This is a genomic window from Rhodoferax lacus (assembly GCF_003415675.1).
Taxonomy (GTDB): Bacteria; Pseudomonadota; Gammaproteobacteria; order Burkholderiales; family Burkholderiaceae_C; genus Allorhodoferax; species Allorhodoferax lacus.
In genome coordinates this window covers 485,646-511,198 of sequence record NZ_QFZK01000002.1, presented here as the reverse complement: position 1 = coordinate 511,198, position 25,553 = coordinate 485,646, and the positions used below count along the sequence as shown (strand labels likewise).

Genomic DNA, 25,553 nt, shown 5'->3' with positions numbered 1-25,553 from the left:
CCATGCAGCGCCGCCACGCCATGGGCGCCCTGGTCTGCTGCAGTGCCGGCCTGATGGGCCTGCACGGCCGGGCCCATGCCACTTCACCCACGGCCATCTCCACTGGCACCTGGCCAGCCTGGAACACCTTCGCGCGCCAGTTCGTAAGCGCCGATGGCCGCGTGGTGGACAGCAACAGCGAGCGCAGCCACACCGTCTCGGAGGCCCAGGCCTACGCCCTGTTCTTTGCCCTGGTCTCCAACGACCGCTATGGTTTTGAGCGCCTGCTGCGCTGGACCGAAGACAACCTGTGCCAGGGTGACCTGTCCGCGCATTTGCCAGCCTGGCAGTGGGGTCGGCAAGACCACGGTGCGTGGGGCGTGCTGGACCGCAACCCGGCCTCGGATGCCGATCTCTGGCTGGCCTACGCTTTGGGCGAAGCTGGTCGGCTGTGGAATGAGCGCCGCTACAGCGCGCTGTCGCGCCTGGTCAGCGCGCGCGTGTTGCGCGAAGAAACAGCGGAGCTGCCGGGCTTGGGCCTGACGCTTCTACCCGGCCCCCAGGGCTTTGCGCTGGGCCAGGGCCGCTGGCGGCTCAACGCCAGCTATTGCCCGCCACAGCTCATGCAATGGCTCACCCGCCATGCCGAACCGGCCGCTGCCTGGAAGGCGCTGGCAGCAAGTGCCCAAAAGCTCACCCTGGCCTCAGCCCCCAAAGGCTTTGCCGCCGACTGGACGGTTTATGCAGCAGGTTCCGGCTTTGTTGCTGATGGCGAAGACGCCGATACAAGCCAGGGCAGCTACAACGCCATCCGCGTGTACCTGTGGGCTGGCACATTGCATGCGGACGCACCCGGGCGGACCGAGCTGCTCAAGGCCCTGCAGCCCATGGCCCGCCATGTGCGTGAAACCGGCGAGCCACCGGAATCCATAGACATCCTGAGCGGGCAGGCCAAGCGTGCTGGTCCGCCCGGCTTTTCAGCTGCGCTGCTGCCTTTCTTGCAGGCCCAACAGGACACTGCGGCCCTGCAATCGCAACGGGCAAGGCTCAAGGGCCTGCCCCCGCAGCCCGACGCCTACTACGAGCAGGCACTGACGCTGTTTGCCCTGGGCTGGATGGACGGCTACTACCGCTACGCCGCCGATGGCAGCCTGCTGCCACGCTGGAGCCAGCCATGAACCCGGCACAGGCACACAAACCCATTGGCAAGCTGAGCCTGGCCTGCCTGTTGCTGGCCGCACATTCTCAGTGGTCATGGGCCGATGGGGCGCCCACTGCGCTGCGCGCCGAGCTGCTGGGCAGTGCGCAGCGCTGGAGCGACAAGAATCGCACCGACATTGCCCGCCAAAAGCTGGACAAACTGCTGGCCATGGAGCCCGACTCTCCCGAAGGGCTGGCCTTTCTGGGTGACCTGGCACTGCGCGAAAACAAGTTGGATGAGGCCCGTAAAATTCTGGCCACCCTGCAAACGCGCCAGCCCCTGCACCCCGCTACCCGTGAACTGGAGCAGTTGGTCCAGATCTACACCCTGCAACGTGAGAAGCTGGCCCGCATGCGCCTGATGGCCCGCGCCGGGCGCACCGCAGACGCCGCCGTGCTGGCGCTCGAACTGTTTCCCGCTGGACCGCCACGCTACGGTGCCTTGGGGCAGGAAATTGCCCGCATCACCGGCCGTGGTGCCAAGGGCTCCCCGCAGGTGGCACAGACACCCGCGTTGACGCGCCCACTGCTTGATACCAGGAGCACCGCAACCAAAGCGGCTGCCAAGACCGCGCCAACGTCATCGTCAGCGTCCGCGCGCGCGCCGATCACCCCAGCCGCGTTGGCCTTGGCGCTCCGGCCCGAAGTGGTCACCGCGCAGCAGGCCGAGTCGGCCCTACAACCGGCACCCCTTGCACCCGCAGCACCCGAAGTACCAGCTACACCCGAAGCAGCCCCAGCATCCGCGTCCGCCCTGGCCGCAGCGCGCGCCGACAGCCTGCGGGCCCAGGCCGATGGGGAGCTCAAAGCCGAACGCCTGAGCCCGGCGCTGCGCCTGCTGGAGCAAGCCCTGCAGGAAACCCCCGACGACGCCTGGCTGCGCTATGACCTGGCCCGCTTGTACGCACGCTTGCAGTTGCCCGAGCAGGCACGCAGCGTGTCGGATGAGGGTGTGGCCCGTGCGCCCGCCGACACCGACATGCGCTATGCCCACGCCCTGCTGCTGGCATCCCTGGATGACGATGCGGCCGCACTGGCCGACCTGCAGCGCATTCCGGTAGCCGAACGCAGCGCGGGCATGCAGGCACTGGAGCAGCGGCTCAATGTGGCCTTGCGGGCGCAAGCAAGCAACACCCTGCTGCAAAGCGCACGCCAGAAGCGCAGCGAAGGCCGCTATGGCGAGGCCCTGGGCCTGTTCCAACAGGCACGGCAAAACGCGCTGGCATCGGTGCAGGCGGGTAGCCCAAGCACAGCAGACGCGCAAGACGCACTGGAGCGCGACATCCGTGCCATCGAAGCCCGCCGCCAGGCCTGGGTAGAAGTCGGCCAGGAAACGCTGGAGAAGAATTCCACCGAAGGCCTGGGCAGCCTGCGCGGCTGGGAGCGCCCCGTCGTCGCCTGGCTGCCTTGGGGCTATGACGGCAATCTGTTCATTCATGCTGACCAGGTGCAACTGGACGCTGGCAGCTATGCCGGGGGCGATGCCTTTGCCCAGCCTGGCACCGAGCTGATCACCCGCGGCCTGGCGCAACGGGCCGATGGGGTCAATGTGGGCCTGGGCTATGTGGGTGAAGACTTGCGCTGGGACCTGGGCGAAACGGGCGTAGGCTTTGCGGTGCGCAACTGGGTGGGCGGACTGCGCTATGGCGGCGACATCGGCAATGTTGCCTACAGCGCCGAGCTGTCGCGCCGTCCCCTGACTGGCACGCTGCTGTCGTATGCAGGCACCCAGGACCCGCAGACCGGGGCCGTCTGGGGCGGCGTGGTGGCCACCGGTGTGGGTGGGCGCGTGTCCACCGAACTGGGGCCATTCAGCACATCGGCCAGCGCCAGCCTGGCCATGCTGACGGGGCTCAACGTGGCCGACAACAGCCGCCTGAAATGGCGCCTGGCAGCCGACCGCGATGTCTGGCGCAGTGCGGAGCAAACCGTCAACATCGGCGTGGCACTCTCGGGCCTGCAGCACGACAAAGACCTCTCCGGCTACACCTGGGGGCATGGCGGCTACTACAGCCCACAGCGCAACGTGACGCTGGCATTCCCCGTGGAATGGAGTGGCCACACGGGCCCCTTGCGCTGGCTGGTAAAAGCCTCGGTGTCGGCCTCCAGCAGCTCCAGCAACGCCACCGATTACTACCCGGGTGATGCGGCCATGCAGCAGCGCGCAGGCAACCCGCGCTACGACGCCAGCAGCAGCACCGGCACCGGCTGGTCGGTCAGTGGCGCGGCCGAATACCAGGTCACGCCCCACCTGGCCATTGGTGGCAGGTTGGAGCACGAGGTGTCCGACTACTACACCCCCTTGAACCTGCTGTTCTACGCCCGCTACGCCTTCGACCCGGTGCGCCAGACCACCGTGCAACGCCCGCGGCCGGTTCAGGCGTATTCACAGTTTTAGCCATGCACACCGCCCTGCCCCATTCATCGCTCTGGCGCCTGCTGCCACAGGCCCTGCGCAGCCTGCTCCAGCGCACACCCCCGGCTGCTGCAGCCTGCGGCCTGGGGCTGGATGCCTTGCCCCAGGGCCTGGGCCACCTGCCGGTGGGCACGCCAGTGGCCTTGGCGTGGCAAAACCGCGCACCTGACCTGCAGTGGGCGCAAGCGCTGCTGCAGGACATGCTGCAACACGGCCCCGTAGTCCTGCTGGCAGAAAACGAAGCCGCTGCCGACCCGCTGCTGCTGCACCCTGCCCTGGCGCTGGCCTGCACACAGGGGCGGCTGACCGTCTGGCTGATGGCTGCTGACATAACCCAGCGCCGCGCTGGCATGCAGGCCGTTCTGGAAGAACTGGAACAGGCCGGGCTCTCGCCCCGTCATGCCCTGCTGGTGCTGGCCTCACCGCGCGCTCACCTGGGGCACAGCGTGGCCCAGGTGCAGCAATGGGGCCTGCAGATGGGACGCTGGTGCCGCACACGCACGCGCCCGGTGGTGTTTGCCTTCAACGCCTGGGACAGTGTCGAGCAGGTGCTGGGCCCCTTGCGCAGCCTGGCTGCGGTGTTTGAGCACGTAGCCCTGATGGGCAGCCAGGCCCAGCACCCCCTGCTGTTGGTGGAACGCTGGAATGGCAGCCAGGGCCCGCTGTATGAAGTGCGCCTGGGGCTGACGCAAGATGCTGCCACCCAGCGCCTCGCGTTCGACGGCAGCCAGATGCATGGGCAGCTGGCACGCCTGGTCGAAGCCCCCGACCAATACACCGTGATCGCCACGCGCGCGGCCCTGGCCGGACAGCGCGCCGCGCCCGCGGATTGGCAGGTGGTAGACACCCTGGCCGATGTGCAGCTTGCCGCACAGGACGCGATTGCTGCCACCGTGCTGCTGCACTCCGGGCCTTCTGGCCAACAGGAAGAGCTGCTGCGCCTGGTGCACCGCTTGCGCAGCCAGCACGGCCGCGCCCTCAAGATCGTGGTGCATGAAACCCAGGACAAACTGCGCGCCAACCTGGAGCAGGCCCTGCTGCACCTGGGCGCCAATACGGTGGTCTACCGGGAAGTCGGCTTTGCCCGGCTGCAACGGCTGCTGCACGAGCTGCACGACCAGACTTTTGCACGCGCCATCGCGCCCGACTTCGAGAGCGCACGCGCCGACTTCATGCCCGACGCCCAGCGCGGCTACCTGCCGATGCTGGCGTTCTGTGACAGCGTGGAAGCCATGCTGACCCGTACCCACAGCGCCGGTCTGCCACACAGTTTTTTGCGCCTGACCATGCAGACCCATGTGGCCCATCTGGATGCCATACAGGCCAGCCTGGCCCTGCGCGATGGTGACGTGCTGAGTGCCGACCAGAACGCGCTGTACGTGTTCATGTTCGCCTGCGCCGAGACCGATGTGGACCCGGCACTGGCGCGCCTGTTCTCGATTGCGCCCAGCGAGCTGTTTGCCGCACAGACCCTCTACACCTCGGTGGACGGCATGCGCACCGCCTTGCGCGCACTGCGCGAAGCGGCACGCCTGGGTGTGCCCGACTACAGCCGCTACCGCAGTGAACGCGCAAGCCAACCCTTGCAAGCCGCAGCCAGCCTGCCCGCGACCAGCCAGCCAAAGGCCGTTGGCGCGGCACCTGGCATTCAGCCGGTGCCGGATACACCGGATCGCCCGGCCATCGCAGGTGCCGCACCCACACCCACCGTGCAAGCCCGCCCACTGGCACGCCGCGTGTCCGAGACCGAAGGAACACCCCATGCTGCTTGAACTCCTGGGCTATGTGCTGCTGGGCCTGCTGCTGGCATGGCCGCTGCGGCGTTTGCTGCGCTGGCTGGCGCCGCGCAGCGGTCTGGGCCGCACGCGCTGGCACTACCTGCGGCCCTATGTGCCAGCAGCGCAGCGCGCCCCATCCCCTGCGCAAGCACTGTCCCCGGCTTCGGACCAGGAAGCAACATGACCCAAGCCCTGCGCTGCATTGCCTTTGTCTCGCCCCTGGGTGGCACCGGGCAGACCACCGTGGTGGCCAACATGGCCAGCCTGTGGAGTGCCGTCGGTGTCCCGTGCATGGCAGTGGACCTGTGCGCCCAAAACAGCCTGGGCCTGCATCTGGGCCAAACCCACCCCGCACCAGACGGCTGGGCCCAGAGGGTAGAGCAGGGCCAGTGGTGGGCCGAGTCCGCACTGGAGAACTCGGCCCAGGTGCGCTTTCTGCCCTTTGGCAGCCCCACGCTGCAGAGCGCCCCACAAAACCTGCAGCACGACCCGCACTGGCTGTCCACGCAGCTCCAAGCCTGCGCCTGGGACGACAACAGCCTGGTGCTGCTGGACACGCCCCAATGGCCACAGGCACTGGCCACACAGGCCCTGCGCTGCGCCGACCTGGTGGTGGTCTGCCTGGACACCACGCCCCGTGCGCCGCTGCTGCAAACGCAGGTGCAGCGCCTGCTGGACCAGGCCCGGCCCAGCGCTGGCCTGGCCCTGCTGGCCACGCGCTTCAATCCGCGCCGCGACGCGCAGCGCCTGGCCCTGCAAACCCTGCAACAGCAGTGGCCACAACTGCTGGCGCCCTATGTGCTGCACGATGACGAAAGCGTGCCCGCCGCACTCGCGGCAGCCCACTGCGTCAGCGCCCACGCGCCACAGGCGCAATCGGCCCATGACCTCAACGGCATCGCGCGCTGGCTGCTGGCCCGGTGCCCGACCAGCCCACAGGGAGAGGCATGAGGCGCCGCGCCCTGCACTGGTTGGCCCTGCAACTGCAAGTGCCGCCGCCCGGCAACCCGCAGGCCTGGCTGCGCGCCTTGCTGCTGCAGCCAACGCAGACGCGCATCACCCCGCAAGCCATGGCCTGGGACGTGCTGCTGGGCCTGTGGCACTGGATTGGCTGGGGCGCCGCCCGCATGGGTCAGGGCCTGGCCCTGCTTCTGCAAGCGGCAGCCTGGCCGCTGCGTGCCTGCATGGCCGCACTGGACCGCCTGGCCCAGCGCCATGACTTTGTCACCTTTGGTCTGCGCATCGAAGCCGCACTCGCACCCCGATTGGAAAATCGCAAATTTCAGTGGCTGCTGCTGACCGCCATTGCCGTGCTGGCCACGCTGGTGCTGACCACGCCCTTCAGCGCCCTGGGGCAGTTTTTCTTCATGGTGCTGTGCTGGGGCTCGGCCATGGTGCTGCGCCGACTGCCCGGGCGCTTTCCCTCGCTGGCACTGGCCAGCCTGAGCATGGTCACGCTGGGTCGTTACGTCTGGTGGCGGCTGACCTCCACGCTGGACTTTGATTCCCCTTCCGAGGCCGCACTCGGCTATGGCCTGCTGGCAGCCGAGGCCTACACCTGGCTGATTGTGCTGCTGGGTTTTGTGCAAACCGCCTGGCCCCTCAAACGCGAGCCCGCGCTGCTGGTCGGCACGCCCGACACCTGGCCCACGGTGGACGTGTTCATCCCCACCTACAACGAAGACCTGAGCGTGGTGCAGCCCACCGTGCTGGCCGCCCTGGGTCTGGACTGGCCGCGTGACAAACTGCGCATCTACCTGCTCGACGATGGCCGCCGCCCGGAATTCCGCGACTACGCCGAGGCCGTGGGCATCCACTACCTGGACCGGCCCGACAACCGGCACGCCAAGGCGGGCAACCTGAACCACGCGCTGCACCAGACCGATGGCGAGCTGGTGGCCATCTTTGACTGCGACCACATCCCCACGCGGCTGTTTCTCAAGACCTGTGTGGGCTGGTTCCAGCGCGAGGCGCAATGCGCCATGCTGCAAACCCCGCACCACTTTTTTTCGCCCGACCCGTTCGAGCGCAACCTGGGCACCTTCCGGCGCGTGCCCAACGAGGGCTCTCTGTTCTATGGGCTGATACAGGACGGCAACGACTTCTGGAACGCCACGTTCTTCTGCGGCTCCTGCGCCCTGATCCGCCGTGCACCGCTGATGGAAATCGGCGGCATCGCCGTGGAGACAGTCACCGAGGACGCCCACACCGCCCTCAAGCTGCACCGGCGCGGCTACACCTCGGCCTATATCAACCAGCCCCTGGCCGCCGGCCTGGCCACCGAGAGCCTGTCGGCCCATGTGGGCCAGCGCATCCGCTGGGCGCGCGGCATGGCGCAGATCTTCCGGCTGGACAACCCGATGTTCGGCAAAGGCCTGTCCCTGTGGCAGCGCCTGTGCTACTCCACGGCCATGCTGCACTTCTTCTTTGGCCTGCCGCGGCTGGTGTTCCTGACGGCCCCCATGGCCTATCTGTTTTTTGAGTGGCACATCATCAACGCCAGCGCCACCATGCTGGCGCTCTACGTGATTCCCTACATCACGCTGTCCACGCTTGCCAATGCGCACCTGCAAGGCGAGAGCCGCCACACCGCCTGGGCCGACGTGTACGAGACCGTGCTGGCGGCCTATGTGATGGTGCCCACCGCACTGGCCATGATCAGGCCGCGCTCGGGCAGCTTCAATGTCACGGCCAAGGGCGGGCTGGTGGCCAAGTCGTACTTTGACTGGGTTATCTCCACGCCTTACAGCATCCTGGTGCTGCTGAACCTGGCGGCCTTCTGCATGGGCCTGCTGCGGCTGTTTGTGCTCAATGTGCACGAGACCGGCACCGTCGCCATGAACCTGGCCTGGACGGCCTACAGCATGCTGATTCTGGGCGCGGCCATGGGTGTGGCATCGGAGGCGCGCCAGGTGCGGCGCACGCAGCGCGTGCAGACGCGCCTGCCTGCCGTGCTGTACCTGGACAACGGGCAGGCCGTGCACTGCGAGTGCCAGGACTACTCCATGTCGGGCCTGGGCCTGCGCACGCCCATTGCAACGCAGGTGCAAGCGGGTGAGCGCGTGCACGTCAGCCTGTGGGCCGGTGCCGAGGAGCACAGCTTTTCCGCGCAGGTGCTCCTGAGCAAGCCCGGCAGCCTGGGCCTGCAGTTTGAAGCCCTGACCCACCCGCAAAAAGTGCATCTGGTGCAGTGCACCTTTGCCCGCCCCGACGCCTGGCTGAACTGGAAAGAAACCCACGACGCCGACCGCCCCCTGCAAGGCCTGCAAGAGATTGCGCTGCTGGGCCTGGGGGGCTACTGGAAGCTGCTGCTCTCCGTGCGTGACCATTTCAGGGACGCACTACTGCAGCGCCGCGCAGCCAAGGCCGGCAAAGCATGAGCCACCTGAGCCTGTACTTCCTGCTCAAGACCGGCCTGTACTACACCCACAGCCTGGGCTTCCATTGGGTGTGGAACCTGCTGCTGGCCGTTGCCGCCTTTTGGCCCCTGCCACCCGGGCGCTGGCAGCGCGTGCGCACCTGGCTGGTGTGGCCGCTGGCCATTGCCCTGCTGTACCACGACTCGTTCCTGCCCACGCCGCAGCGGGTCTGGTCGCAGCTGGGTACCGTGGGCGGCTTCAGTGCGAGCTACCTGCTGGAGCTGGTGCAACGCGTGGTCAGCCCGCAGGCGCTGGTGGCATTTGGGTTGGCGCTGCTGGCCTACGCCGTGCTGGCACGCTGGCTGCGCTTCGCCACGCTGGCGGTGTTGGCCATTCTGAGTGTGCCGCTGCTGGCCGCCCTGGGCCCTGCCACGCCCGCCGCCGAGGCCGCCCTGGCGCAGGCCGCCGATCCGGAAGGTGCCACCAAGGCGGCGCCCTACGACACCCAGCTGCAAGCCTTTTACGCGGCCGAGCATCTGCGCAAGCTGGTCTTTCCGGCGCAGGTGGCAGCACCCGCGTTTGACGTAATCGTGCTGCATGTGTGCTCGCTGTCCTGGGACGATCTGGACCTTGCCAACGCGCGCAATGCGCCCCTGCTCCAGCGCTTTGATGTGCTTTTCAGCCACTTCAATTCTGCGGCCAGCTACAGTGGCCCGGCCACTTTCCGCATCTTCCGGGGCAACTGCGGCCAGAGCGCACACGCACGCCTATACCAGGGCACGGACGCCAGTTGCTACACATTCCCCTCGCTGGAGAAAGCCGGTTTGCGGACGAGCGGCCTGCTCAACCACAACGGCATTTTTGACGGCTTTGCCAAGATCGTGGAGCACGAGGCAGGGCTTGGCGGGCGCATGGAGTCCAACCGCAACGGCACGGTGCAGATGCAAAGCTTTGATGGCACGCCGGTGTACGACGACTACGGCCTGCTGTCGCAGTGGTGGACGCAGCGCCTGCAAAAAGGCAGTGCGCCGGTGGCGCTGTACTACAACACCATCTCGCTGCACGACGGCAACCGCCTGCCCGGCAGCACCGCGCGCAGCAGCCTGGACACCTACAAGCCACGCCTCTTGAAATTGTTGGCTGACTTTGACCGCTTTGTCACGCAGCTGGAGGCCAGTGGCAGACCGGTGGTGCTGCTGCTGGTGCCCGAGCATGGCGCCTCGCTGCGCGGTGATGCGGTGCAAATACCGGGCATGCGCGAAATCCCGGACCCGAAGATCACCCTGGTGCCAGCGGCCATCAAGCTCATCGGCATGCAGGCGCCTGCAAGCCGGGTGGGGCCGGTGCTGGTGCAGCAGGACATCAGCTACTTTGGCCTCAACGCGCTGCTGGCCGACCTGATGCGGGACAACCCGTTTGTGCCCGGTGGCATCCCCCTGGCGCAGCGCCTGGACACCCTGGAGACCACCCCGTTTGTGGCCGAGAACGACGATGTGGTGATGCTGCGCAACCCGGCGGGCGGCTATGTGCTGAAGTCCAACGACGGTACCTGGGTGCCCTTTAGCAAACCCTGAAACCGGGCCTGCGCGCCGCAGGCCTCAGGTCGGCTGGTCAATCTTGTAGACAAAGCCGCGGGTCACCCTTGGCGGCGCGTTGAGCAGCTTGGAGATCTCTTCAATGTCGTCCGGCAGGGCCGGGTTGTCCCATCCGTTTTCGGTATGGCGTGCCAGGCGCACGGCCAGAATCACGTTGCGCACCGTGGGGTGCTCGGCGTGTTTGCCGTCGCTGATGCGCACCAGCAGTTCGGAAAACCGCCAGTGCATCATCAGCTCCTGGCGCAGATCGTTCAGATCGATATTGAACACAAAGCGCTGCAGGTTGACCGTGCGCAGCGTCGGGTTGGCGTGCTGCATGGCCCGCACTTCCATCTCCAGCGTCGGGGCATAGCAAAACATCAGCATCTCGGCAAAGTCGTTCAGAAAGGCCGCCTGCCGGATGACCGCCACATCGGTATCACCCCGGTGGACCGCAAAGCCGGTGGCAAAGTGCGCCGCACGGTTGGCACGCTTGAGCAGGGCCTGCAGGGCTTCCAGTGCGGCTGGCTGGTCTGCCAGTTGCTGCTGTACGGTTGGCTGCACACCAAAGTTCCTGAAGAAGGGTGCCACACCCATCATCACCAGGGAACTGATGACAGTCTCGGTCTGGGTGCTTTCCTGGTTGCGCCGTTTGGCCGACACATAGGCCAGTACCTTCATGGTCATGAAGGGGTCGGTGTCAATCAGCTCGGCCAGCATGCCGGCGTCCACCTCGTCTTCATTCTGGCGCATGGCCTCCAGCGCCAGCGCCGTGGATTCCAGCACCGGGATATCGGCCTTCAAAAAGAAGTGCGCCCAGGTTGCCAGGTTGGGCAGGGGCTCTTTCAGGTGCACAGGGGGTGCCACGAAGGCAGGGGTACTGGAGGAATCATCCGTATCGGGGGTGGCGGCTTGCATAGCCCGGAGTATCTTCTGGGCAAGGGGTCCGGTCAATCGGGCTGGGGCTGCATAGCAACGCTGCCTTTTGCGCCGGGTAGGGTGGAAGGTGAAGGAGGTGATGTGCAGCGCCAAAAAAAAGGCCCGGCAAGTTGCTCCGGTTGAAGCGCCCACCGGGCCATAACGGTATACGGGTAGCCGCAGCTACCCCTTACCTCACCGAATCCAATAGATGTTGTCCAGGGCAATGGCAGGTTTGCCGGTCGCATCCGTGTTGCCAGTATCCGTGTACACGTCCGAGATGGAGAAGCGCGTCAGCACATAGCGCAGGTCCAGCTTGGGGTTGGCCGCCTGGAACGCACTCAGTGGGATGGTTACATCGCACCAACCGGGTGAGGCACTGCTGCAGTAACCATAGTTGCCGTTGGACACCAGCACAAAGGACTCGACTACCGCACCCAGCGAGGTGTCGCTGGATATGCCTACCCGCAGCGAACCTGCATAGGCGGTTTTGACGCTGAAGCGAATCGAGCCGTTGGCAAAGCTGGACAGGTTCGCGGAAACCGCAGGTGTACTGGACGACTGCCACAGCAGACCCCAACCGTAGGATTTGGGCGTGAACGTGTCCAACTGCAAGAAGTTGCTTGCCCCCAGCGATGCGCCCAGGTCACTGGGTGCCGAGTCGCCCGTATTGGGGTAGATCAGGTTGAAGGTGCCCGTCTCGTATGCATCTGCCCGCATACCTGCAGGCCATCCGGTGACGGATTCATTGAAGATCGTCAGCCTGGGCGTGGTCAGCGCTGCATTGAGCACTGGTGGCACGAAGTAGAGGGCATTGCTGTCGGCGCAGGCTGTGGAGTCTTTGGTCCACGTTGCCGTGGGGTTCAATGCTTGCGCGGCACAGCGTGCCGTGCGGTCCTTGGTGAAGAGGCCCCACTTGTCATCATTGCCTTTCCAGGGTTCATCGAAGGCCTCGAAGTACACAATGCCCTTGGGGCCGTTGTTGCTGCGCGAGGCCAGGGCCCAATCCAGCAGGCGGCTGAAGTACATCTTCTGGTTGGCCGGATGGGCCTGGAATTTGTAGAGCGCACTGCCGCCCGAGTCGGCGCCCTTCCATCCGGTTTCGCCAATCACGATGGGCATATTGGCGCGGCCGTTTTTGTCCAGGTAGCTGCGCGCGCGCGCATAGTCGGTTTGGGCTTTTCCAATGGCAGCGTCCACACTGGCCGCAGCGCGTTTGGTCAGGTCGGTGACGCCGAGTTGCTGCCAGTCCCAGTCTGGCAAGAGGTCGGTGTCGCTGGTGTCGCTGTACTGCGCATCCAGCATCGGATAGGTGTGAATCGAGGCAAAGTCAATTTGACGGAGTACTTCGCCTGGCTGTTCTGCGGCGTTGCGCGCGAAGCCCGCATAAAACGCGTAGTTGTCATCGGTGGTGACCGGCTGTGGGACCTGATCACGAACCGTTTTGATGTAAGCCGCCATGGCCACGGTCGAGATCGGGTTGAAGGACCAGGACACCATGGTTTCATTGCCCACGCTCACCGCCACCACTTCGGCGGCATAGGTCTTGGCCAGTGTCACGCCACGGGCCATTTCATCTTCGTTGTCGGCCTGCGCCCGCGCCCGCACCACGGGATCGCTTGCATTCTCGAATGAGTTGACATAGATGCCCAGCATCACCTTGATGGGCAGTGCATTGTCACGAATCACCCGCAGCGTGCGCAGCGCCACCTTGTCGGAGCTGTCAAACAGGCGTATCAAGCCAATGCCGGCCGTCACCAGCAAATCGAGGTCTTGCTTGACCTGTACATCGGTAATGACTTCGCTTGCCCGTCCGGCATCCGTGGTAGCGGTGCGGTAAGGGGAATAGGCCACCGCTTTGGCAGTGGTAAACACAGCAGGCAGCGCGCGCAGCCCGCTTGCAGAGGCCGCAGGGCTGGCGCCACTGCCCTGGTCCGAGGTGGTACCGCCGCCGCCACACGCGCTGAGCAACAGTGCCGCACCAAGGCCCAAAGCCAAGCCCAGCCTTTTGACAGACGATACGTTGTGAGGAATGGGGGCCATGCTTGCTCCGGTCGGGAATAGGCGGTTATGGGTGGATTGGTCTTGTGTCATTTTTAGAAGCTGTAAATCATTCCAACGGTCACCCACTGACCATCTTGTGAAATGCGGGAATCCACATTGCTGAACGAGGCGTTGCCGGGCATCGACATGGGCGAAAGCCCCTTCCTGCCGTAATTCACCATGCCTGCCGTGGCCTCCAACTGCAGTCCGGGTGCATAGTCGTACTTGGCACCCAAGGTGTTGATGGTCGCCGTGTTGTGCTGGCCGCGGTCGCTGGGGTTTTTGGTCTCGGCTTCGCCCAAAAAGACCATGGCCGTGAAGAAGGTCCATGGGCCGGTGCGATAGCGCCCGCCCAGGAAAAAGTCTACCGACGACGCCGCGTATCCCGGTGGGCTTATGGCCAGCGGGTTGCTGTAGTCCACATTGAAGCCGCTGGTCCAGTTGTCAGCGGGGTTGTAGGCAACGTTGGCGCCACTCCACTTGTTTTGGCGGATGCCGCCGGACACTTCAACCTTCGCGTTGACCTGGTAGCGCGCCATGACCATGGCGATGTTTTGGTGGGTGCCACTGAACTGCGCCCCGTTTGTGCCGACAAAGCTGTCATCCTGGGCATAAGGTGTCACACCCGTAAACGGTGCATGGCCCCAGGCACCGGCACCACCGTTGACCGCATCCTGATAGACCGCATCAACCACCAGGTCGCCCTTGTGGAACTGCGCGTACAACTCATAGAACTGCGGGCTCAGGCGCTTGAAGTGGTCATTGCCCTGGTCATAGGTCAGTTCCAGAAACAAATCGCCTTCGGCCACATCCAATTGGCGGCTGCCCAGGCGGATGGCATTGGTCAGCATGCCGTAGCCCGCGCCGCTGGAACCCCAGGAATCGGACACACCCAGGTTGCCGCCGTATGGAAAGTCAGCCACGCTCCAGCCGCGGGTGGTCATGGAGCCTATGCGCACACTGCCGTAGTCTTCGTGGCGAATTGCAATGTTCTTCTCGTACCAAAAATCGGGCACATCCACCGTGCCACCGTAGCGCGTCTCGACGAAGGCGCCGTTGATGGTTCCCTGGCGCCAGCGCTGGCTCAGCAGACCCGATAGTTCAAAACCATTGCCCAGGTTGTACTTGGCACCCAGATAGGGCTGGATTTGCCAATTGGTGGTGGTGACGGTCTCGTAGTGCTTTCCAGGAATGATGGCATCGGCAACACGCAGCTGCTTGGACACCGTGTCGGGCACCACCTGGCAGTTCAGGCAATAGTTCCCCTGCACGCCTACCGTGGCCTCGGCAAAGCCGGTGAGACTGAACATGCCGTCCGGACCAAAATCCAGTGCGTGGCTCAGGGTCGCACCCAGCAACATGGCGGCTGCAGCGGTGGCTTTCAGAGCGCCCGATGCCCTTGTGCGCCGAACCTGAGAGGCCGGGATCCGTCCAAAGACACATGGTTTGATTCGGTTTTTCATGGGAGTAAATTTAAGTTTGAAAGCGCTTTCAGTAGAATAGCTACGTCGCTCCGGTGCGTCAATCAAAACCGCCCCCGTGTTTTCCCTAGCCCTGCTGATTAGTGATCCCGCAGAGAAAATTCGGGTTAACCCGTGCCAATTTTGAAAGCGCTTTCAGTATCATGGCGGAACCACTTCAACCTGAACAGGATCCGGCGATGAACAAGCTGACGCGCTCTTGCCTCCAACTGACCCTGGCCTCACTGGCCTTTGCCACGGTGCAGGCACAAACCGTGAAGCTGGGAATGGGGAGCTACTACACTGCCCCCAAGAGTGGTGACCGCACGGTGCCGCCAGCCAACCTGCGCACAGCCGCCTTGGCCAACACACCGGCACAATCCGCGCAGTGGTATTCCAGCGTGGTCTACAGCGCCAAGCCCGAAGCACTCTTTGTGCAGCCTCTGACCGTCAAACCCACAGCGGCAGGGCTGGAAGTGGCGCTACCGGTCAAGGAAGTTCGCCCCACGGTGCGCCGTGATGTGGAGATTCGCTACCCCCACCAGTTGCCGCTGCTGATTGCGCCCGCAGCCTTTCAGCCGGGTCAGTCCAAGCTCGCCAAACACGGCGACTGGTCGGCGGACATTTCCATGGCCCAGGGCGCAGACAACATGACCGTAGGCATGGCCCATGGCATGCCCTATGCCTTTGTGCAAATTGGCCGGGGGGATGCGCAGATCAAAATTCCAGCAGGCTCCAAGGCCGCTGTCAGCGCCGCCGATGCCCGCATGCTGCTGGTTCAAACCACGGCGGCCAGCTATGCCGTGTTTGGCCCTACGGGCGGTGACTGGAAGCCCAGCGGAGCCGACCAATGGCTGCTGCACCTGCCCCCGGGCAAGGGCTATTTGTCGGTGGCCGCATTGCCGGACGACAAGCCCGAGACCCTGGCCCTGCTGGCCAAGCACGCCTATTCCTTTGTGCAAGACACACGGGTGGACTGGAAGTTTGATGAAGCCTCCAGCCAGATAGAAACCACCTTCACCGCCACCACCCAAACCATGGAAGGCCCGGTCACCGGCGCGCTGCTGGGCCTGTACCCCCATCAGTGGTTTAACAATGCGACAGTAGAGCCGCGCCTGGGACCGGCCTATGACACGGTGCGCGGCAAGATCCGCTTGCTGGAGGCCGACAGCTTCAAAACCACGGCCCGTTACACCGGCTTCGTGCCGTTCTGGCCCGGTGTGGCCGACGCTGGCCGCAAGACCGAGTTGGCCGAGCTCATGAAACTGGACCAACGCAATGCCCGGCGCATGATGCTGGAAGAGGGCAAAGGCCCCTACTGGCAGGGCAAGGGCTTGCAGCGCATCCTGAAACTCATGGATGTGGTCGAACAGCAAGGCGACCTGGAAGGCCGTGACAAGTTGCTGGACCTGGTGAAGAAGCGCGCGGAATCGTGGTTCACCGGCGAAGGCGGCGGCTACTTCCATTACGACACCCAGCAGGGCACGGTGGCCAGCTACCCGGAAGAGTTCTTCACAGTGGAGCAGCTCAATGACCACCACTTCACCTACGGCTACTGGATACGCGCTGCGGCCGACATTGCCCTGCGCGACCCCAAATGGGCTTCGGACGCGCAATGGGGTCCCATGGTGGACCTGCTGGTTGCCGACATTGCCAGCACCGACCGCAGCAACGCCAAGTTCCCCTTCCTGCGCAACTTTGACCCCTATGAAGGCCACTCCTGGGCCTCCGGCATTGGCATGGGCGAGTTGGGCAACAACCAGGAATCTTCTTCCGAGGCCGTCAACGCCTGGGCCGGGCTGATTCTGTGGGGCGAGATCAAGGGCAACCGGGCGCTGCGCGACCTGGGCCTGTACATGTACACCACTGAAATCAACGCCATCAACCACTACTGGTTTGACATCCACGGGAAGGTCTTTGCCCCGGAGTACAAGAATGTAGAGGTCAGCATGCTGTTTGGCGGCATGTACGCCCACAACACCTGGTGGATTGACGACCCGCGCCAGATCAAGGGCATCAACCTGCTGCCCATCACCACCGTCTCTACCTACCTGGGCCAAGACCCTGCGTTTGTGAAGAAGAGCGTGGCCTCACTGGGCCCGGAGACCGCCATCTGGAACGCCCGCGGCCTGTACGGCAAGCCAGTCGATATCTGGCAGGACATCTTTGCCAAGTACCTGGGCCTGGCCGACCCGGATGCAGGCCTGGCCTCATGGAACCGCTGGGGCTCGTTTGAGCTGGGCGACACCCGCACGCACGCCCTGCACTGGTTGCAAAGCCTCAAGGAAATGGGCACGCCCGACTTCAGCGTGACGGCCAACACCACGCTGTTCGCCGTGTTCAAGCAAGCCAATGGCCAGCGCACCTACCTGGCCTACAACGCGGGTAAGACGCCCATCACGGTGAAGTACAGCGATGGCAAGACGTTGACGGTGGCGGCGGGCACGTTGGGGCGGATGTAAATCTGCGCGAAAACATGACAACCCTGAGCGCAGAGTGGCAGACATGGGTTCGTGACAACCTGGCCCGCGGATGCAATGAGACCCAGCTCATTGCATCCATGGCAGAAGCCGGCATCGACCCCGTCGCGGCGGGCATGGCGGTATTGCAGGCCATGTCGGGCACCGAAGCAAGTATTGCGTCTGGACCCGTCACGCAGGCCTACACCTACTCCTCCCCGCGCATGCCCCAGGTTGGCAGCGTCATCCAAACCAGCGACCGCGACGTCAGGGTTTCAATGAGAATGGGCCAACCCGTTGTCGCGCTACTCGACAACGTGCTGTCATTCGATGAGTGCGACCAGCTCATCGACCTGGCGCGTATGAAGCTGCAGCGCTCCACGATTGTGGACCCCACCAACGGTACGCATAAAGTGATTGCAGACCGCGGCAGTTCCGGAACCCATTTTGCAGTGAACGAGAATGCATTTATCGCCAGTCTGGACACGCGCATAGCGGAGCTGATGCACTGGCCCGTGGAGAATGGCGAAGGTCTGCAAATACTGAACTACCAAGTTGGCGGCGAATACAAGCCGCACTTCGACTACTTTCCTCCAGAACAAGTGGGCAGCGGTGTTCATCTCGCAAAGGGTGGTCAACGGGTGAGCACCTTGATCCTTTACCTGAATGACGTAGAACGGGGTGGTGAAACCATCTTTCCATCCATCCATCTCACAGTCGTTCCCAAGAGGGGATCCGCCATCTATTTTGAGTACTGCAACGCCTCCGGACAAATCGATCCAAGCACACTGCACGGCGGCGCACCGGTTCTGTCGGGTGAAAAATGGATTGCCACCAAATGGATGCGCCAGCGCAAGTATGGCTAACCGCCAGGTTCAGCGTATTTGGTACACCCGCACGTAATCCACCTCCAAGCCCGTATTGGACAGGGTCGCGTCATTGACCGTGCCACCCAGCACACCGCCCACGGCCACGTTCAACAACAGATACTGGGGCTTGTCGAACGGCCATCCAGATGCATTGACGGGTTTGTTGTAGGTGGGCCTGTAAGAGACGCCATCCACATAGAAGTCGATGGCTGTCGGAGTCCACTTGATCTGGAAATTGTGGAAAGCGTTGCAGGCCGTTGCCAAGGCGGTCGATCCGGTGCTGCCATTGCCGCCAGAGCCCGCCAGCGTGTGGATGGTGCCCAACACAGTGCCCTTGTCCCATCCGGTCTGCTCCATGATGTCGATCTCGCCCTGGTCGGGCCACACGTCTACTGTTGAGCCCAGGGTCCAGATGGCAGGCCAGGTGCCCGCACCGCAAGGCAGCTTGGCGCGTATCTCAAAAAAGCCGTAGGTCCAGCTGGACTTGCCCTTGGTAAACAGCCGCGCAGAAGTGTAGTTCTGCCCTCCCCAGTCGCTTACCGAAGCGGCCAGACTTTCCCTGCGTGCCGTTATGGTGAGGCTGCCGTTTTGCACAGCGGAGTTTTGTAGTCGGCCATTGGCGTAATACTGCAGTTCACCATTGAACCAGCCCACTTTGTTTTGTGCGATGTCATAGCTCCATTTGCTGGGGTCAGGCAACTGGATTCCACTGGTGTTGAATTCATCCGACCACACCAGGGCATAGCCGCTGGGCACGCTGTTGGGTGCCGTGGCGCTGACCTTCACGACCGATATCGGGCTGGACAGTACACCATCGCTGACCATCAAGCCCAGCAGGTAGTCGCCCGGAGCATCCGCCACCAGGCTGGGCGTGGCCGTGGTGGCCCCGGTGAGCACCGCCACGCTGCCTGCAGGCCTGCTGACTACAGACCATTGGTACGAAAGGGTATCGCCATTGGCATCTCCGCTTGCCCTGCCATCCAGTTGCGCGGCGCTGCCTTGTGCAACGCTTTGCGTTGTTCCTGCAATGGCAAAAGGTGCGATGTTGATCTTGGTGCCACCCAGGCCCGTATTCAAACTATTCTGAAAGTGGAGGTCTGCGTCTGCAGCCGACACTATTTGCCGGCTTGCTCCCACCGCATTGGCAAGGAAGGTAGTGATGGCTGCCATCGATCTGAATGCAGTGGGCGACACATCGAAGTCGATTCCAGTCGGTGCGGCGGCAGATGCCGCAGCTGGGATGGCGATGCCATTGCTGGTATTGCCATCGGCGTCCAGGCTCTGCAGCAATACCAACATGTTAGTCACGCGTTGATCAGCCACGTTGGTGGTGCCTGCGATGTCCAATGGTGTGATGAGGCTCTTGCCAGGCGTGCTGGCCAGCACCAAGTTACCAACTGAAAACGTGACCGACTCTCCGGCCAGATACTTGAACTGGCCATTCGCATCGGTTTCTCCATGCTGCGTAGCGGTGTCGTAGCGCAGGCCTTGAACCGTACTGTCCAGGAACACACCGGTGGACGAAGCAACGGATGCCGGTGAAGCAGCAAATGAAGCTCCACCACCGCCGCCGCCACCACAGCCCAGGAGGCTGGCAATGCAATAGATTGCAATGATAGAAGTCAATAGTAGGCGCTGTGGCATTTTTCTGCGAAGTGAGGTCGGCATGGTACCTTTAACAAACAAAGCCTTAAAGGGTGGACGAAGTCCAAGATGACCGCTGATAAATGGATAGCCGCCATGTTCATGTGGCAATCAAGGTATAGCCAAAACGCAGCATCAGAAAGCAAAGACGCCGACTGAGTATTACAGTCGGCGTCCTTTCAGCCCATTGATTGGTTGCCGCTTATTTACCGAAATACAAGTTATCCATATAAATCTTAACGGGCTGCGCACCGTCAGCCCTTGAGGCAGTGAGAATAACTTGCGCAATGTTGTTTCTGCTCAGGCTGGTTGCCGCTTGCGTAAAGGAATTCAATGGGATCGAGATCCGTTGCCAGCTACCACCGGTGATACTTGTGACCGTGCTTTCAACGGCACTGGTTTCCCCAGTTCCATTGTGGTTCGATAGCTTGATGCTAATTACTTGCCCCGCAAGTATGGGTGTGTCGATCCAGTAATCCATATTGAACGTTGCATAGGTGGTTGCATCAAATTTGTTGCTAACGAATGAAATGCCTGCAAACGTTTTTCCAGCTGAAACATCAATAGTTTTATAGTTGTTACCTGCTATAGCCCCATCGGTTATCCGTGACGAACTGACGCCCCAGTCTGGTCCCCACTCATCCACCGTAACGCTAGTATAGGTGTCACTAAATATCGACTTCACATTGCCAGCCAATGCAGTCGGCACCGACGCTGCAGCGGTGGGTCCACCGGAAGGGGCGGGAGTGGGGGTAGGTGCGGGTGTTGTATTCAGTACCAACTCTACATCATCAATCACTACCTGCCCTGTATCAGCGCCCATATCGAAAATCACGCGGCTGTTAGTGTCAGCAAAGTTGGATGTCAGACTCAGCTCAATAGTCTGTTGGGTCGTAGTGAGGTTGACAGTCTGAACAACAGCGCCGTAGGGAGCGCCCTGCTGGCCAATACCAGCAAGCATTGTTCTAGCACGGTTTGACGAAACTTTAAACCGCAGTTTGTAGCTGACCCCTGAAGTGGGAATACTAACTTTGTACGAAAGATTCACATCATAAGCATTGCCTGCTGTAGCTACATTGGCCTCGTTATAGCTGTTACCACTAGTCGTTTGGACATTTTTGGCGTTGCCGTACCAGTTTGCATCAGCCGCGGCACTGGTGAAATCACCATTGGCTACCAAGTTGGTCGGCGTTGGTGTCGGCGTCGGTGTCGGTGTGGGTGTTGGCGAAGCGGCGGCATTTAACGTGATGTCGTCGAAGTAATAGGTCTTGCCTGGGGCAACATCGACCGTATTCAGGTTGGGTAGCAGCACGATCAAGTCGTATGTCTTGGTGAGATCGGCGTTGAGGGTCCAAGTCAGGGTCTGCCAGCCGACGACGACGGCTTCGTTGGCCTGTGTGTCGCCAGTAGAGATGGCGCCAGCAGAGGCCCTGTTCTCGAGCTTGAGCACCATCGGAATGCCGGCGGTGGGAGAGTAGACACGTGCCGAAATGGTTTTGCGAGTAGCCGTGAAAGGCACCGCCGTGGTTTGCAGAAGCCCTAGTGCGTAAGACTGTCCCCCCGAACGCAGCAGTGCATAGGCCGAGCCCGCGCCACCACCCGCAGGCGGGGTTGCGGAGACACTGCCGGTGCCGCCATTGGTGTCCGCCACATTGGTCGCGAGGACGGTGTCGAAGTCCGCGATCACCGTGCCAGAGCTTGGCGTTGGCGTTGGCGTTGGCGTTGGCGTTGGCGTTGGCGTTGGCGTTGGCGTTCCCAAGATACCACTCACCACACCACTCACATCGCTGCTCGCGTAAGCATCAGCGGCAGTCGTTCCTGTCTTGATTTGCGCCAAGGCAAGGCCCAGCGATGTCGCATCAGGCGTGCCCGTTCCGACCTTGACGGCCAGGATGGCGGCCATCACCTTCGCTACGTTGCCCGCGGGAATGTCCCGCGTTGCTGTCGCGACGTGGTCTTTCGCAAAGTCATAGCCGACGGGCAGCGCCAGAGCGGACCGTACATCAATACGCGCATTCGCAGTGGACTTGCCATTGACGATCATCTCTGCCGAGACTGCCGTCGTCAGAGGCGAAATAACTGTTGGCATATCTACCGGCGCCATCATCTTGTAGGCATTGGCGATCGGAGTGGATGGTGCATCACTGTCGAACGCCCCCACCGGTACCACTGCTATCAGATGCAAGCCACTGGTGCTTGTACCTGCGGGAACGGTGATGCTGTATGCGCCTTTGACATCGGTAGTGGCCGAGGGTTCCCCAGTGTCACAGGCGCGGTTGGAGTTCACGTCCAGACACACTGTGGCTCCCTTTACATAACCATCAATAACGGCACCGGACAAGGTGGTTGCCGTAGTGCCAGAGCCGCCACCGCCGCATGCTGAAATCAATGCGGCTGTGGCCAGGCTGAGCGCTGTCAGGGGAATTCTGTGTTGTGAAAATTTCATGTTGCTGCTTTCGTGGTCGTGGTGAGAAATATGTCTCTGTTGCATCTTGATGAAATTGCCCACATAATTTATGAAAGCGCTTTCATAAAACGATCTTAAGGGTTTCTCTTTGCATTCGAATAGGGTGTTTCCCTTAGCCGGATCGGCTTTACCCACCGCCCGCACACCAATCAGGAAATTGCACGTGACATCACCTACCTACCTGCGCAGCTACTTGTCAGCCAAGCACCGTGGCACTTCGCTGGAAGAACAGTTTCCGATCGTGTCAACCGATTCAACCGATGGCACAGGGCCAGTGGTGTGGGTCAACCCTGACAAAGCCTTTCAGGAGATCGAGGGCTTTGGCGGTGCGTTCACCGAAGCGGCTGCCGTGACCTGGCTCAAGCTGGGTGACGTGCAGCGCGCTCAGGTGCTGCGGGCCTACTTCGACCCGAAGGCCGGGCATGGCTACACCCTGTGTCGTGTGCACATGAACAGCTGTGACTTTGCATTGGGAAACTATGCCCACGCCGAAGTGCACGATGACGTCCCGCTGGAACACTTCACGATTGAACGGGACCGGCAGGCCCTGCTGCCCTTCATCAAGGCCGCGCAGCAGGTGGCGGGTACACCACTCAAATTGCTGGTGTCTCCATGGAGCCCGCCTGCGTGGATGAAGAGCAATGGGCAGATGAACCATGGCGGCAAGCTGCTGCCGCAGTACCGCGCGGCCTGGGCACAGTGCTACGTCAAATTCATACAGGCCTATGCCGAAGAAGGTGTGCCCGTGTGGGGCGTATCGGTGCAGAACGAGCCCATGGCCGTGCAGCGTTGGGACTCTTGCGTCTACAGCGCCGAGGAAGAACGCGACTTTGTACGCGACCATCTGGGCCCTGCGCTGGAGCAGGCAGGTCTGCAACACGTGCGCATCATCGTGTGGGACCACAACCGGGACGAGATGGTAGAGCGTGCCAGCGTGGTGTTGTCCGATCCGCAAGCCGCGCGCTACGTGTGGGGCACGGGCTTTCACTGGTATGTGGAAGACCACTTTGAGCATGTGCAGCTGGTGCACGATGCCTGGCCGGACAAAAGACTGCTGTTCACCGAGGGCTGCCAGGAGGGCGGCCCCCATACCGGCGAGTGGGAAGTGGGCGAGCGATACGCCTGCTCCATGATCAACGACCTGAACCGTTGGACCGTGGGCTGGATTGACTGGAACCTGTTGCTCGACACCCAGGGCGGCCCCAACCATGTTGGCAACTACTGCAGCGCCCCGCTGTTGGCCGACACCGAAAATGATCTGGTGTTGCCACAAGTCTCCTACACCTACATCGGGCATTTCTCACGCTTTGTCCGCCCCGGTGCGCGGCGCATTTTGTGTGCGGCCACCCGGGAGGTGCTGGAGTGCACCGCTTTGCTGAATCCGGACCAGACGGTGGTGGTGGTGGTGATGAACCGAAGTGAAAACGAGGTGCCGTTCGATATAAAAATCCGAGGCATGCGTTGGGCTATTTGCTTGCCGCCACGGGCTATTGCGAGCTACGTCCTCTAGTCCTTCCCTTATGCAAACAACTCCTGCATCACCAATTTCGGCCTTCTGTCCACATCAAACAGCCCCCAATGCTTCTCCGGCTCCAGCGGGTCGGGTGAGCCTTTCCAGGGCTCGTCAAAGGCTTCGAACACAAACACCAGCATGCCGCTCTCGCGCGACCAGCGCATCAGGTCTTCGTAGTACACGGCCTGTAGATGCTGGGACACGTTCTCGGGTTGTATGCCGCGGCCGTTGGAGTTGGTGGCCCAGCCGGCTTCGGTGATGACGATGGGCTTGCCGGGGTACAGGCGCGCCACGCTGTGCACATTGTCTTTGGTGTATTCCAGCGCCTCGTGGATGTACTTGTACTCCCACACCGGGTAGGTGTGGAGGGAGATGAAGTCCACCTCGGGCACCAGATCGCGCAGCTTGTGCTGCCAGGGCACGTAGTTCTCGCAAAAGGTCACTGGCTGCGCAATGCGCGCCTTGACCCAACGCACGTACGCAACCATGTGGGCCACCGGCACAAAGTGGTCGGTCCAGTCCACCGTGGCCTCATTGCCCACCGCCACGGAAAACACAATCTGTGGGTAGGTATTGGCCAGGGTCACCAGCTTTTCCAGTTCGACCTGGTTGGCTCGTGTGCTGGACTCCAGTGCCTCTTCGCTGTAGGTGCCGCCCCAGGGGCAGCCAAAGTTGTTCATCTCGGCACCCAGGTAGGCGCCTAGCATGACCTGCAAATCCAGCCCGTCCTCCTGGATGACTTGCAGCACACGCTCGGCATGCAAGCTGCAGTCATACAGGCGCATGTAGCGCCAGTGCTGGCTCAGCAGGGCCAGGTCTTCGCGGATTTCTGCAAGCGATGGATAGGTCTTGTTGTCGGGGCTTTGGTCACGCCGGTAGCCCGAGTAGCAAATGGCGTTGCCCGCTGGAAATGGGAAGGTGCTTCTCATCGGTATTTGGCCTGCGCGTCCTTGTCCCACAGGCCCCAGTAGGCGCCTACGTCCCCTTCGGCGCCTACCTTCCAGGCCTCGTCAAAGGCGGCAAAGTAGAACACCTCCACACCGTCCGTTTCGGCCCAGGCGCAGGTGTCGGTGAAGTAACGCAGGGCTGCATCCGGTGAAGGCACGGCGCCCCAGAAGTTGGTGCCCTTGTCGGGCCAGCCGGTCTCGCTGATGATGACCTGCTTGCCCTGTGCCACGGCCTGTGTGCGGCGGACCATGCTGTGCATATAGGGCAGTGCCTGGTCCAGCGGGCAGCCTTCCCAGAAAGGGTAGCAATTGGTCAGCAGCACATCGCAGGCGGCGGTGATGCGCGGGTGCAGCTCAAACAAATAATAGGCATCCACATAGCCCACGCGTATGCCGGGCAAGGCGGCTTTGACGCGTTCGATGTAGGCAATGAGCGCGTCCTCGCTCAGGTCTTCGCGCAGCATCACCTCGTTGCCCACGGCCACGATATCGGCGTGCCCTGCACGGGCCACCGCGATCACGCCTTCGATCTCGCGCTCGTTGATCTCCAGGTCGGTGCCCAGCCAGGCGCCAACCAGCGTCTTGAGGCCGAGGTCGTGGGCCACCTTGGGAATCAGCTCGTTGCCCTCGGTGCAGGAGAAGCTGCGCACCCAGCGCGTGTGCGGCGCAATCACCTCCATGCGCGCGCGGATCTGCGGCTCGTGCAGCTGCGTGCCTGGCCCCTGCCCGTCCAGATAAGGGCTGAAGCACAGACCATGCGTGCGGGCTTGCAAGCGGGCCTGGAAGGTCTGCAGCAGTTGGTCGTGTTCGGTCTTTGGCAAGACCAGGGGCGCCACGTTTGGCGTGCCGCCCTTGGCGAAAGGTGCGCCGGGTGTGAAGGCGGCGCCAGGCTCAGAAGCAATGGTTCGTGACATGGCAATCAGGGTA

The 25,553-nt window shown here is 62.6% G+C and carries 17 protein-coding genes; 10 read left to right on the top strand and 7 right to left on the bottom strand.

The window, feature by feature from the left end; genetic code table 11:
- Positions 1-2: 2 nt before the first annotated feature.
- From bcsZ to bcsG, 7 genes are read left to right on the top strand one after another with little or no spacing between them, the layout of a single operon-like run.
- Complete coding sequence (gene bcsZ / locus DIC66_RS05990; RefSeq protein WP_233505796.1) at positions 3-1,157, top strand: cellulose synthase complex periplasmic endoglucanase BcsZ; 1,155 nt, start codon at positions 3-5, stop codon at positions 1,155-1,157.
- Positions 1,154-3,577, top strand: a complete 2,424-nt coding sequence (locus DIC66_RS05985; RefSeq protein WP_117175002.1) for a cellulose synthase subunit BcsC-related outer membrane protein — start codon at positions 1,154-1,156, stop codon at positions 3,575-3,577. Before bcsZ ends, DIC66_RS05985 begins: the two co-directional genes overlap by 4 nt.
- A gap of 2 nt (positions 3,578-3,579) precedes the next feature.
- The gene (locus tag DIC66_RS05980; protein ID WP_117175000.1) at positions 3,580-5,367 is read left to right on the top strand and encodes a BcsE family c-di-GMP-binding protein; all 1,788 of its coding nucleotides are present in this window, start codon (positions 3,580-3,582) and stop codon (positions 5,365-5,367) included.
- Positions 5,357-5,557 (top strand): hypothetical protein, encoded by a 201-nt coding sequence (locus tag DIC66_RS23065; protein ID WP_158558853.1) that lies wholly within the window; start codon positions 5,357-5,359, stop codon positions 5,555-5,557. The genes DIC66_RS05980 and DIC66_RS23065 overlap by 11 nt, the downstream gene beginning before the upstream one ends.
- Positions 5,554-6,324 carry a cellulose biosynthesis protein BcsQ gene (gene bcsQ / locus DIC66_RS05975; RefSeq protein WP_158558852.1) on the top strand — a complete coding sequence of 257 codons (771 nt, stop codon included), beginning with the start codon at positions 5,554-5,556 and terminating at the stop codon, positions 6,322-6,324. The genes DIC66_RS23065 and bcsQ overlap by 4 nt, the downstream gene beginning before the upstream one ends.
- A complete protein-coding gene (bcsA, locus tag DIC66_RS05970) occupies positions 6,321-8,753 on the top strand; it encodes a UDP-forming cellulose synthase catalytic subunit (protein ID WP_117174996.1) in 2,433 nt (810 codons plus the stop codon). Before bcsQ ends, bcsA begins: the two co-directional genes overlap by 4 nt.
- A complete protein-coding gene (gene bcsG, locus DIC66_RS05965) occupies positions 8,750-10,306 on the top strand; it encodes a cellulose biosynthesis protein BcsG (protein WP_117174994.1) in 1,557 nt (518 codons plus the stop codon). The genes bcsA and bcsG overlap by 4 nt, the downstream gene beginning before the upstream one ends.
- Before the next feature lie 24 nt (positions 10,307-10,330).
- Here the strand turns inward: bcsG and DIC66_RS05960 are convergent, their stop codons facing one another.
- From DIC66_RS05960 to DIC66_RS05950, 3 genes are all read right to left on the bottom strand, one after another.
- On the bottom strand, positions 10,331-11,224 hold the full coding sequence (locus tag DIC66_RS05960) for an HDOD domain-containing protein (RefSeq protein WP_117174992.1): 894 nt from the start codon (positions 11,222-11,224) through the stop codon (positions 10,331-10,333).
- Between the two features lie 195 nt (positions 11,225-11,419).
- Complete coding sequence (locus DIC66_RS05955) at positions 11,420-13,267, bottom strand: glycoside hydrolase family 17 protein (protein WP_147321247.1); 1,848 nt, start codon at positions 13,265-13,267, stop codon at positions 11,420-11,422.
- Positions 13,268-13,320: 53 nt separating this feature from the next.
- Positions 13,321-14,628, bottom strand: a complete 1,308-nt coding sequence (locus DIC66_RS05950) for a hypothetical protein (RefSeq protein ID WP_117174988.1) — start codon at positions 14,626-14,628, stop codon at positions 13,321-13,323.
- Positions 14,629-14,927: 299 nt separating this feature from the next.
- Here DIC66_RS05950 and DIC66_RS05945 point away from each other — a divergent pair, with 299 nt between their 5' ends.
- Together DIC66_RS05945 and DIC66_RS05940 are read left to right on the top strand one after the other, a co-directional pair.
- Positions 14,928-17,189, top strand: coding sequence for a glycosyl hydrolase (locus DIC66_RS05945; protein WP_158558851.1), 2,262 nt, complete (start codon positions 14,928-14,930; stop codon positions 17,187-17,189).
- Between the two features lie 14 nt (positions 17,190-17,203).
- On the top strand, positions 17,204-18,052 hold the full coding sequence (locus DIC66_RS05940) for a 2OG-Fe(II) oxygenase (RefSeq protein WP_117174984.1): 849 nt from the start codon (positions 17,204-17,206) through the stop codon (positions 18,050-18,052).
- Between the two features lie 9 nt (positions 18,053-18,061).
- Here the strand turns inward: DIC66_RS05940 and DIC66_RS23355 are convergent, their stop codons facing one another.
- Positions 18,062-19,681, bottom strand: coding sequence for a glycoside hydrolase family 16 protein (locus tag DIC66_RS23355; RefSeq protein ID WP_233505795.1), 1,620 nt, complete (start codon positions 19,679-19,681; stop codon positions 18,062-18,064).
- 220 nt (positions 19,682-19,901) lie between these two features.
- Positions 19,902-22,301: a carbohydrate binding domain-containing protein gene (locus DIC66_RS22860; protein ID WP_147321246.1), complete on the bottom strand. Its 2,400-nt coding sequence runs from the start codon at positions 22,299-22,301 to the stop codon at positions 19,902-19,904.
- A 28-nt stretch (positions 22,302-22,329) separates the two neighbouring features.
- Between DIC66_RS22860 and DIC66_RS05925 the strand changes: the two genes are divergently transcribed.
- Positions 22,330-23,676, top strand: coding sequence for a glycoside hydrolase family 30 protein (locus DIC66_RS05925; RefSeq protein ID WP_117174980.1), 1,347 nt, complete (start codon positions 22,330-22,332; stop codon positions 23,674-23,676).
- An 8-nt stretch (positions 23,677-23,684) separates the two neighbouring features.
- Here the strand turns inward: DIC66_RS05925 and DIC66_RS05920 are convergent, their stop codons facing one another.
- Positions 23,685-24,608, bottom strand: a complete 924-nt coding sequence (locus tag DIC66_RS05920; protein WP_117174978.1) for a glycoside hydrolase family 17 protein — start codon at positions 24,606-24,608, stop codon at positions 23,685-23,687.
- Entirely contained in the window at positions 24,605-25,540 is a 936-nt protein-coding gene (locus tag DIC66_RS05915) for a glycoside hydrolase family 17 protein (protein WP_117174976.1), read from the bottom strand. Before DIC66_RS05915 ends, DIC66_RS05920 begins: the two co-directional genes overlap by 4 nt.
- Positions 25,541-25,553: the final 13 nt, after the last annotated feature.